Source organism: uncultured Gimesia sp. (assembly GCF_937919775.1).
GTDB lineage: Bacteria > Planctomycetota > Planctomycetia > Planctomycetales > Planctomycetaceae > Gimesia.
On record NZ_CALFPF010000749.1, the window covers coordinates 1 to 9,206 of the forward strand.

6 protein-coding genes are annotated in these 9,206 nt (G+C 53.0%); 4 read left to right on the forward strand and 2 right to left on the reverse strand.

Going from position 1 to position 9,206, the window contains the following annotated elements; all coding sequences use genetic code 11:
• From Q0294_RS21220 to epmA, 3 genes are all read left to right on the forward strand, one after another.
• Nucleotides 1–2,245 (forward strand): hypothetical protein (locus Q0294_RS21220; RefSeq protein ID WP_299469443.1); only part of this gene is annotated, 2,245 nt, incomplete at its 5' end.
• Nucleotides 2,246–2,280: 35 nt separating this feature from the next.
• On the forward strand, nucleotides 2,281–2,748 hold the full coding sequence (locus Q0294_RS21225; protein ID WP_299469444.1) for a DUF1499 domain-containing protein: 468 nt from the start codon (nucleotides 2,281–2,283) through the stop codon (nucleotides 2,746–2,748).
• 38 nt (nucleotides 2,749–2,786) lie between these two features.
• Nucleotides 2,787–3,845: an EF-P lysine aminoacylase EpmA gene (gene epmA, locus Q0294_RS21230; RefSeq protein WP_299469446.1), complete on the forward strand. Its 1,059-nt coding sequence runs from the start codon at nucleotides 2,787–2,789 to the stop codon at nucleotides 3,843–3,845.
• 75 nt (nucleotides 3,846–3,920) lie between these two features.
• Here the strand turns inward: epmA and Q0294_RS21235 are convergent, their stop codons facing one another.
• Entirely contained in the window at nucleotides 3,921–4,922 is a 1,002-nt protein-coding gene (locus Q0294_RS21235) for a DUF1559 domain-containing protein (RefSeq protein WP_299469448.1), read from the reverse strand.
• A gap of 636 nt (nucleotides 4,923–5,558) precedes the next feature.
• Here Q0294_RS21235 and Q0294_RS21240 point away from each other — a divergent pair.
• Nucleotides 5,559–7,577, forward strand: coding sequence for a C1 family peptidase (locus Q0294_RS21240; RefSeq protein ID WP_299469450.1), 2,019 nt, complete (start codon nucleotides 5,559–5,561; stop codon nucleotides 7,575–7,577).
• A 117-nt stretch (nucleotides 7,578–7,694) separates the two neighbouring features.
• Here Q0294_RS21240 and Q0294_RS21245 read toward each other — a convergent pair whose 3' ends face one another.
• Nucleotides 7,695–9,020 carry a Gfo/Idh/MocA family oxidoreductase gene (locus tag Q0294_RS21245; RefSeq protein ID WP_299469452.1) on the reverse strand — a complete coding sequence of 442 codons (1,326 nt, stop codon included), beginning with the start codon at nucleotides 9,018–9,020 and terminating at the stop codon, nucleotides 7,695–7,697.
• Between the last annotated feature and the right edge of the window lie 186 nt (nucleotides 9,021–9,206).

A 9,206-nucleotide genomic window follows, 5' to 3' on the forward strand; every position in this document is an offset into this window, starting at 1 on the left:
ATTACGTAAAGAATTAAACGAGCAGCAGTCTTCCAAAGCGGCCGACCAAACTGAAATTGACGGCGTACGTGCAGAACTGGAAGCAGAACGAGAACAACTCGCAGAGCAACAGGCCGGACTGGAACAGTATCAGACTGAACTCGATCTGCAACAGCAACAACTGGCAGAACGCGAATCGGAACTGGATGCATTACGTAAAGAATTAAACGAGCAGCAGTCTTCCAAAGCGGCCGACCAAACTGAATTTGACGGCGTACGTGCGGAACTGGAAGCAGACCGAGAACAACTTACAGAACAACAGGCGGGGCTGGAACAGTATCAGACTGAACTCAATCTGCAAAAACAGCAACTCGATGAACGCGAAGAACAACTGAATTCATCGCAAGCGGAGCTGGAGAAATTACGCGAAAAGTTAAATACGCAGCAGTCCACGTTCGAAGCAGAACAGACTTCGCAAGCCGCCCATGATGCAGAAGCAGAACAGGCACGAGCGATCCTCGAAACAGACCGCGAACAACTTGCCGAACAACAGGCCGGGCTGGAACAGTATCAGACCGAACTCGATCTGCAAAAACAGCAGCTCGAGGAACGTGAGGAACAACTGACATGCAGAGAACAGGAACTGGCCGCATTAATCTCGAAGCAGGAAGCTGAATCAGAAAAAACCGCCGCACTCTTACTCAGCCAGGAATCGGCGGCCGTTGACCAGGAAGATTTCTCTGAACAAAAAGAAACGCTGGATCGCCTGCAGGCAGAACTGGAACAAAAGCAGGCAGAGCTGCAAATTCGTGAAGAACAACTTCGCGCACGGGAACTGGACTTGCCCGGACAGGATCATCTGGAAGCAGATCGGCAGCCTGACCTCGATGAACTGGCCAGGGAAAAAGAGAAACTGTCTCTGGATCATGATCAACTGAAGATTGATCGGGAAGAGATCGCCCGTCAAAGAGATAACCTCGAATCGCAACGGCTGCAGGTCCAAAAGGATCAGGGAGAGCTCGAGGATCGGGAGCGGATTATCCAGATTCGTGAACAGCAATTAGCCGAGCGGGAACAACTGATTGCGGATGTCGGATTGCAGCCGTTCGCGGGGGAGACAGATGTAGCAGAAACGGAGTCCCAGGGCGGGCCTGCAGCAAAAACATCCCAGGCATCAGGTTCTTTGCTGCAGTCATTCTTGAATCAACCATCAGAGGAAGCGACAGCCGAACAGACCTCGCATGAGAAGCCACAGGTAAAAACAGGAAGCTTACTCGATTTATTCACAAAAAAAACAGATCCGGAAACAAGCGATTCTGAAAATGTAGCTGAACAAGTCTCCGCTGCCGGAGAAAATACAGAGGATGCAGAAAACGCCGATGAGAAACAAGAGCCCTGCGTGGCGGACAATGCAGATGATCCAGACTCCATCGCCGCTTATATGGAAAAATTACTCGAACGTTCCCGTGGCGGGAAACCAGGGCCCCCGTCATCGGCTTCGGCTGCACATAAACCCGCTTCGTCCTCAGCAAAACCAGTATCGGAATCAAAAGCCCAGAACGTACATGGTTCAACCCTGCTGACCAGCAGTCTCCTGAATTCTCAGGTTACACCTGCGAATCTCTCGATCGAAGAAAAACTGGAAGCCCTCAAAAAAGCACCGACTCATGCACAGGATAAAGACGCGGTACGGGACGCTTTGAACTCCTTCCGGGATGTGGCCAACTATTCCGCGCGGATGGCGATTGCCCGGCATTCCATGAAGCATCAGCGGACGGATTTGTGGCTCAAAGGCGTGTTGACTGGCGCCTGTGTGATATTAACCATCATCGTTTTCGCCGATTCCATCTGGGGAATCAATCGGCTGGGAATCATGAAATGGGCCACCCTGGCTGTCACTATTGCAGCGATAGCCCAGTTACTGCGCGCCGGTAAAGAATCCCATAAATTATTCCCCAGCAGAAAATCCCCAGAATCAAATCAGACTAAGGAAACTCTGGCAGAGGAAAATGAACTTACACATTCCGAAGCTCAGACAGAGCAAACGCAGGCAGTTTATGAAGATGACGAATCTCTGGGTGAAACCCTGAACGCGGTTAACGGAATCCGTGAACAGCTGGAACTGTTGTCAGCCGAAGAGGAAGAGTTACAATTACTCGAAGAACAGTTAAAGCACTGTGCTCGAGCCCATCATGATGAGGCTGATTCACTGCGGGAAGAAGATTCACATGATCTTTATGAATTCGATCGGGATGAAGACCAATAGCCGTTGATCACCAAACCAGGTTAAACCGGAGGCGGATGAGGAAGATGATTCTTTTCTGGTGCGTCGCTTTTTTATTGGTTGCTTATCTTGCGATCGTGCTGGGGAACTACCTCACTCATCCCCCGGCAGACCTGGGCCTCGTCAACCAGCAGTTACGCGCCTGCCCTGAATCACCGAACTGTGTCTGTTCGCAGTGTGAATCCCCGACGCATTCGATTGAACCGATCCGCTATTCCGGATCGGCCGAACAGGCCCGGCAGCGTTTAGTCGAGATCCTCAGTCGGCAGCGGGGGTGCCATATTGTCAAGCAGGAAGCAGATTATCTGCATGCAGAATTTCGTTCCCTCGGATTTCGTTTTGTGGATGATGTTGAGTTCCTGATCGATTCCCGTCAGAATGTGATACAGGTTCGATCTGCTTCTCGCGTGGGGTACTCCGATCTGGGAGCCAACCGCAAACGAATCGAAGTCCTTCGCAAACGGTATGCAGACAGCAACGATTAATTTTCCGTCCCCTTCTTATGGAAACCGCTTCTCTGATCATGAATCAGTCCGTTCCCGACTCATCTGACTACCTCCCCACAGCTTCCATCGAAACGTTGAAACACCGCAGCCGTCTGATGCAGGCAGTCCGTGCTTTCTTTGAAAACAAGGGTTACTGGGAAGTCGAAACGCCGCTGCTCTCCCGGGATTCCGTCGTCGATGCCTACATCGATCCTTTTACAGCCGAATGGCATTCTTCCGAGGGCACCTGCAACGATCAAAGCGGCCCCGAAGCAACCCGTTATCTGCAAACTTCACCCGAGTTCGCCATGAAACGTTTATTGACGGCAGGCGCGGACCAGATTTATCAGATCACGCACGCGTTTCGACAGGCCGAACGGGGCACGCTGCACAACCCGGAATTCAGCATGCTGGAATGGTATCGGCGGGATGAAACACATCACGATCAGATGACGTTTGTCGAAGCCCTCGTCCGGCACATTTATACTGTCGCCGCTGCGGTTTCCGACCAGCATACACGACCGCCGCTCCCCGCCGGTCACTTTGCACGTTTCAGTTACGAAGAGGCGTTTCAGAAATATGTCGGCCTCTCTGCTTTGAATGCGACCGCAGAGCAGTTTCAACAGACGGCACTGCAACATCAAATTTCAGTCCCGACCGGATTCGATCTGGCCGACCGTTTAAGCTGGCAGAATTTACTGCTGGTAGAACTCGTCGAACCGGCACTCCGCGAGTGGGGTGCCGTATTTCTGTATGACTATCCTCCCGCACAGGCCGCCTTAGCCTGCATTCGCTCAGACGGCGCGATGGAAGTGGCTGAGCGATTTGAACTTTATCTGCAGGGCATTGAACTCTGTAACGGCTATCATGAACTGACCGACCCGCATGAGCTGCGCAAACGCATCGAACATCAATCCGTACTGCGGTTGAAAGAAAACCGTCCCACATTACCCGGGGAAAGTTATCTCCTGCAGGCAATGGACGTCGGCTTGCCCGCCTGTGCCGGCACCGCGCTGGGCCTGGATCGCCTGATCATGCTGGCGCTGGGAAAACAGACTCTGCAGGAAGTAATTGCCTTCCCGTTTGAACGCGCCTGACAGGCGGTTAGAGCGTTCCCTCAAACAGTGACAGAACGCTCGCTGCTGCGGTAAACGACGTTTACCCCACTCAGCTTACCATTCCCCTGTCATTCGTTCGCCATCGTTTCGGACACAAAGCTGACGAAAGAGATTGTAATCAATATTTTTCGCCATCGACTTTGTGGAACCATCGGCGACGGCAAAATGAATCACATCGTCGTGCCAGGAACCGAAAGTAAGATGATAGGGAGAACCTTGGCTACCACCATGATAGGGTGTGCCGTCAAAATTCTTACCGGCATGGAAGGTTGAGCTACCATCCGAAGCCACCACGGCACCTGCCACTGCACTGTGACTGTCTGCCCAGAAACCAAAGGCGGCTTCACCAAACAAGAGTGTGTTTGATTCTCCATCAGGGATATCACGAAACTTGGTGCCGCTATTCCCACCAAATATGCCCCCCTTATAAGTTCCGCTGTAGGGGCTCAAACTCGAATAACCCGTCAGGGCACCCCCGACTCCGCGATAGAAGGAAAGCCCTAAGCCACGCGGGCGATTTGAAGGCAGCGCCGCACTCGGACAGACATAACTGTCGATCGCAACCGTGCTGGCGGCTTTACTGTCAGTAGAAAATTTGGAACTCTCAAAATCGACATTGACATTTGCCTGATTCATCTCACCCAGCAACAGCGCCTGCCAGCCCCACCAGGGAGAGAGTTCCCACTCCAGCAGACGGTATTTAGAGACGGGGTTGTTATTCGCATCGACAGCATCAACGGGGATCAGAATATCTTCACTGAATGCAACATTGGCATTCGATGGGCCAGCGGTCTGGTTTCCGTTTGCGTCAACGGGCATAGCTTCAATCCAACCCGCCGGAAAACTGCGAAACGAACTCGCATAATTATGGGCCGCCAGACTGATTTGTTTCAGGTTATTGATGCACTGAGTACGACGGGCGGCTTCCCTTGCCCGCTGGATCGCAGGCAACAGCAAAGCAGCCAGGATCGCGATAATGGCCATCACCACCAGCAACTCAATCAGAGTAAATCCACCACGAGATGATAACCTGGAATCCGGTACATATTTACGCATCGATAACTCCCTTGAAGTGATTCTCTTGACCTGATTGATGCTGTTGTGTTGAGGTCATATTCAGTAGTAAATGTGTGTGGCCCGGCAAACTACAATCTCTCTGTCTGTATTTTCCACCCTGACGGTCGCGAAGTCAATTCTCTAAATTGCTGGCAGTCGGTAGATTACTCAGAACCTATGAACAGGTCAGTATAATCGGCCGATCTGACGAAAGCAAACTGTGCCTTTGAATTAATTCCCGCTTTTTCAAGATCAGGCACCCTGCGGTCAAAGACAGAACTCATTTCAAAATCAGCCACAAGTACAAATCGTTCTACACTCCAGTAACGGACAGACGCCCTGCCTGTCTACCACCTATCTCAGCCAATCAGAAATGAGCAGGGACATGCACCGGAACCCGTTGATCTGCATCCAGTACCTGCCATACTCAATTCCCTCCCCCCTCGTTCTCTCTGATGATTTTTAGAAATTCTGCTTGATCGACAAATTCCAGCCTGTAAGATATTTATTTACACTAACGACAATCAGTACACATCCACTTCTGTTACTCACTGCTGTTTATGTCGGAAAATCAATACAGGCGACTACATTGCGGATAACAATTTTTCACCATGAATAAAGAGGCTCGTCTTAAAAATGGCCAGAAAAAAAACAAAACCCGTCCCGTTGTCAGAGCGAACTCTGGATGCCCGTCCCGACACACTCGACTTCCGCGATCAGATGTTCGTCCCCACTCTGACGGAAGTCCCCACGGAACTCCCCCTTGCCCATTATCAGCAGTTGAACATTCCCATCCTCGATCAGGGTGTCGAAGGGGCCTGCACCGGTTTTGGTCTGGCCTCGGTCGTGCATTATCTGCTCGTGACCAGAAAAACGGTTCCCGATGCCACTTCCATCAGCCCCAGAATGCTTTATGAAATGGCCAAGCGCTACGACGAATGGCCCGGTGAAGATTATTCCGGTTCCAGCGCGCGCGGCGCCATGAAAGGCTGGCACAAGCACGGCGTATGCAGCGAACAACTCTGGCCTTACCGCGCCGGTCGCAACGATCCCAATCTGACACCGGAGCGGGCCACCGATTCGACACGACGTCCGCTGGGCGCTTATTTTCGGGTGAATCATCGTGATCTGGTCGCCATGCATTGCGCGATCACGGAGGTCGGCTGCCTGTATGCCACATCCATCGTGCACGAAGGATGGAACGAGGTTCGATCAAACGGGCTGATTCCACATCGGTCAAAGAGCATCGGCGGCCACGCGTTTGCAATCGTAGGCTACGATGATCAGGGTTTCTGGATTCAGAATTCCTGGTCGGATGACTGGGGCGCGGGCGGCTTCGCCAGGATCACCTATGGTGACTGGCTGGAGAACGGAACCGACGTCTGGGTCGCACGGCTCGGCGTTCCCATTCAGATGCAGGCCCCGGGCGCGATCGCGCGGGCCAACGCGGAAGTGGCAACTTCGAGCGTGGGTTACACGTTCCACGATCTGCGACCGCACATCATCAGTATCGGCAACGACGGCGAACTCCGCGAGACGGGTACCTACGGAACATCGGACGCCGCCGTCCGCATGATCTTCGAAGAGGACATCCCCCGCATCACCGCCAACTGGAAGAAAAAACGCATTCTGCTCTATGCGCATGGCGGCTTGACAGACGAAAAATCCGCCATCCAGCGCGTGGCCGACTACCGCCAGGTGCTGCTGAAAGCCGAGATTTATCCGCTGGCGTTCATCTGGAAAACCGATTATTGGACCACGCTCACAAACATCATCAAAGACGCCTTGAAGCAACGCCGCACGGAAGGTCTGCTGGATATGGCGAAAGACTTCATGCTTGATCGGCTCGATGACGCCCTGGAACCGCTGGCCCGTCAGCTCTCCGGCAAAGCCCAGTGGGACGAAATGAAAGAGAACGCACTGGCCGCTTCCACCAGCGCGAAAGGGGGCGTCCGGAAAATGTCCTCCCATCTGGAAAAACTGCTGAAGGATGATCCCTCAATCGAACTACACAGCGCCGGTCACAGTGCCGGCTCCATTTTCCTGGCACCACTCGTGCAGTTGCTCACCAGCAAAGGCAAAATCAAAGTCGGCCCCATGAAAGGACGAACCGGACTGGGTCTGTCCGTCTCAACCTGCACCTTATGGGCGCCGGCGTGTACCGTGCAGCTATTCAAAGAGACTTATCAGCCCGCCCTGGAAACAGGCGGCCTTGAAAAAATCGCTCTGTTCACACTGACTGACAAAACCGAACAGGATGATCATTGCGCGAACATTTATCATAAATCGCTCCTGTATCTCGTCTCTAACGCGTTTGAAGAAAAGGCACGGGTCCCCCTGCTCCGTGATGGAGAACCGATCCTGGGCATGGAGAAATTCATTGTCCAGGATCCGGACCTCCAGAAACTTCTGAAGCGAAAAACGGTGGACTGGGTTCGCGCGCCGAATACAAACGACGAAGGTTCGATTTCACATTCCACCTCCCGCAGTCACGGCGGCTTCGATGACGACAAAGCCACTCTGCTCGCCACCTTTGCGCGCATCTTGAATAAAAACCTGGCAAAAATCGACAAAACCGAAATGCCCATGCACGCCTCACAAAGCGCCCTCCGCGCCACACGTATGGGTATGGACGCCGCCGATCGGGAAGTCTGAGGTGGCAATGGTCTTCCGCCAGGTAGCGTTTATTGAATCGCTTTGATGGTGACAGATTGTTGACGCAATTCAAAATGACTGACAAAACGGATCTCTGTCCCTGTTCACGCTTGCCGTTTAAAAAAATCGGGTCTTGCCGGGCAAGGCGACGGAAGAGACTTTTAACGGTCCGAATGTGTACTCGGCTGGCGTGAGATCTTCCTGGGAATTCCAGGCCTGTTCCCAGGTGATGTTTTTCCCGGTAAAAGAAGCCATGCGTCCCATGATGGCCATCAGCGAACTTTTCGCAGCATACTCACCATTGTTAACTGGCGAGTCGGTTCGAATGCTGTTGAACAGGGCCGCGTGTTCCTGCACGTACGGCAGATCCTGCATCCCATTTTTATCGCGGCCGCGGGCCCGGCTGTAACGCCAGGTTTCCGCTCCGCTGAGCGTATTCCGATTCAAATCGGCGGTTCCCTTTTCGCCGAACACCAGTTGAGACGTGTCGATGTCCGTGCCATCCTGCTGGCGACAATACGCAAAACAACGTTGTCCGCCGCTGTATTCATAACAGATGGCATGATGATCAAAGATGTGGCCGTAGAGTGGATCGGTACGCGACTGCCTGCCCCCCAACCCGAAACATTTGACGGGATATTCATTCTGCATGACCCAGGACATCAGGTCGAGACCATGTACGTGCTGTTCCACCAGTTGGCCCCCCGAGAGCCAGGTGAAGTAGTACCAGTTGCGCAGCTGCCATTCCATGTCACTCCATTCTGGCTTGCGGGGATGTGACCAGAGTCCATTAATGTTGTAATTGGTCTGCAGGGTCACGATCTTACCAAGTTGACCGCCATGAATGCGGGTGACCGTTTCCTGCATGGCTTTACTGTAACGCAGCATCAGGCCCGACATGATCGACAGCCGTTTCTGCTTTGCCAGTCGGCAGGTCTCCATCACCGAGCGCACTCCCGGTGCGTCCACGGCCACCGGCTTTTCGGCAAAGACATGTTTGCCGGCTTCGATGGCGCGTTTCAGATGGGCGGGACGAAAATGCGGGGGCGTGGTCAGCAACACGACATCGACGTCGGTACTTAATAACTTTTCACAGGCATCGAAGCCGACGAATTCCTGACTCGGCTCGACGGCATACTGGTCGCCGATCGATTTTTTAATCCGATCCGCACTCGCTTTCAATTTGTCTTCAAAGACATCGGCCAGCGCCACAAGTTGCGTATTCGGATCGGCCTGCATGGCATTGACGGCGGCACCGGAACCGCGGGAGCCACAACCAATCAGACCGACGCGCAACGTATCAGCCTTGTTTCCACCACCGGCCCAGACAACAGGCGCCACAGCCAGCCCCGCCGCGGTCACCGTACCGGCCTCGCGCAGAAAGGTTCTGCGTGACACAGAATGGTTTTTGTTGGGGGAATGATTCTCTGTGTGATGACTCATTTCTATCGTCTCCCGAATTCATGACTGCAACCGGTTTTTGCTCATATCCAGCATGACAGAGTGCAGACGGAATGTCTAGAACAGGAACCATTTCTAAGGATACAGCACGCAGGTTGCCTTGTGGGAGTAGCCGTTTTTGAGTGATGATTGAAATGAGAACCCAAACACAATTTCAGCCTATCGTGA

Coding starts and splice junctions, on each gene's coding strand:
- Q0294_RS21235 (WP_299469448.1), bottom strand. CDS start 4,922: ATGCGTAAATATGTACCGGATTCCAGGTTATCATCTCGTGGTGGATTT.
- Q0294_RS21245 (WP_299469452.1), bottom strand. CDS start 9,020: ATGAGTCATCACACAGAGAATCATTCCCCCAACAAAAACCATTCTGTG.
- Q0294_RS21240 (WP_299469450.1), top strand. CDS start 5,559: ATGGCCAGAAAAAAAACAAAACCCGTCCCGTTGTCAGAGCGAACTCTG.
- epmA (WP_299469446.1), top strand. CDS start 2,787: ATGAATCAGTCCGTTCCCGACTCATCTGACTACCTCCCCACAGCTTCC.
- Q0294_RS21225 (WP_299469444.1), top strand. CDS start 2,281: ATGAGGAAGATGATTCTTTTCTGGTGCGTCGCTTTTTTATTGGTTGCT.